The sequence below is a fragment of the Streptomyces sp. NPDC050485 genome, assembly GCF_044458185.1.
Lineage (GTDB): Bacteria > Actinomycetota > Actinomycetes > Streptomycetales > Streptomycetaceae > Streptomyces.
The window spans coordinates 1-1,246 of record NZ_JBITHR010000082.1; the positions used below are offsets into that span (position 1 = coordinate 1).

1 protein-coding gene is annotated in these 1,246 nt (G+C 62.7%); it reads right to left on the minus strand.

The annotated features are described in order from the left end of the window. Positions 1-602 (minus strand): reverse transcriptase N-terminal domain-containing protein (locus ACIBK6_RS42485; protein WP_399058854.1); only part of this gene is annotated, 602 nt, incomplete at its 3' end. Between the last annotated feature and the right edge of the window lie 644 nt (positions 603-1,246).

The window sequence follows — 1,246 nt, forward strand, 5'->3', positions numbered from 1 at the left end:
TCAAACGCCGCCGCCAGATCCGCGTCGAGTACCCAGCGGCGGTGGGCCCTACGGCCCCGAGCCACTTGGAAGATCGCCTCGATCGCATCATGGCAGCCACGTCCTGGCCGAAATCCATAGGATCTCGGTTCGAAGCGTGCTTCCCACTCGGGTTCCAGCGCATTGAGTACCATCGCCTGGAGAGCGCGGTCCCGGATGACCGGAATTCCGAGCGGGCGTTGCCGCCCATTCGCCTTCGGAATATACACACGCTTGACCGGCATGGGCGTCCAGGATTTCACGTTCTCCTGCACCCACTCGACCAGTGCGGCTTTCGTCGGTGCCAGGAGCGCGGTTTTCCCGTCGATCCCTGCGGTCGTGCGTCCTGCGTTGTTCTCCGCCACTCTCCGGACCGCGACGCGCGCGTTGGATCGTGAACGGAGCATCAGTTTCTGCAAATTGCGGACCTGCTTGAGGTCCCCTTCCCGCGAAGCCGTGAAGATCCGTTGGCGTAGGCGCTGTACTTCCTGCTCGGTGGCCGTCCAATCAATGGCATGCCAGTCGAGCGGGTCATCCTCCGGTCCGTTCGGCGCCCCCGTGGGGGCGTCGTCTAACTTGTCCATTGGTTCCAGCGTTCTCGTCATCGTTGCTCCACAGACTCACCAGGCCCGCGTGGGCTCCCTTTCGGGTCAGACACTGCCTGTATCCAGCCGGTTATTCAGGAGTGCGGCGGAGGGGCCGCATTGCCTCTCCTGATTTCCCGTTCCCTTTCGAGTGCTGGCCTTTGCTTCTCGGGCCTTCCTGTTCCCGCTGGAGAGTTGGGCCTTCCTTGCGGTCGGCTTACCCGCCGTGGCGGGACTCCATCGGGGTTTCCACGTTCCACACGTGTGAGATACGACCGGGTTGGGCGCCCTTACTACCCCGAGGCGGTGGTGCTCTCCCAGCCAACTGCGGATCATCGGCTGGCACCTGCCGTTTCCCAACGGCTAGCCCTAAAGGTCCTTGGATCTCTCATCTACGGACCTTCAGTCGTAACGAGGCATCGTTAGGGTTCACTGGCGTTCGCCCGTCCGGTCTTCCCCTTGCCTGTAGCGATTGGATGAGACAACCACCCTTGGGCTTTTACCCCGGGCTTCGCACCCCGCAATTACTCGCGACGCACGCCGAGGAGGGGACGGGTTGTTGAGCACTAACCCGGGATCGCGATACCGGCTTCAACCGGCCTCCGTAATCGGATCCACTCACCACGTGCGACTTCGTGTCGCAC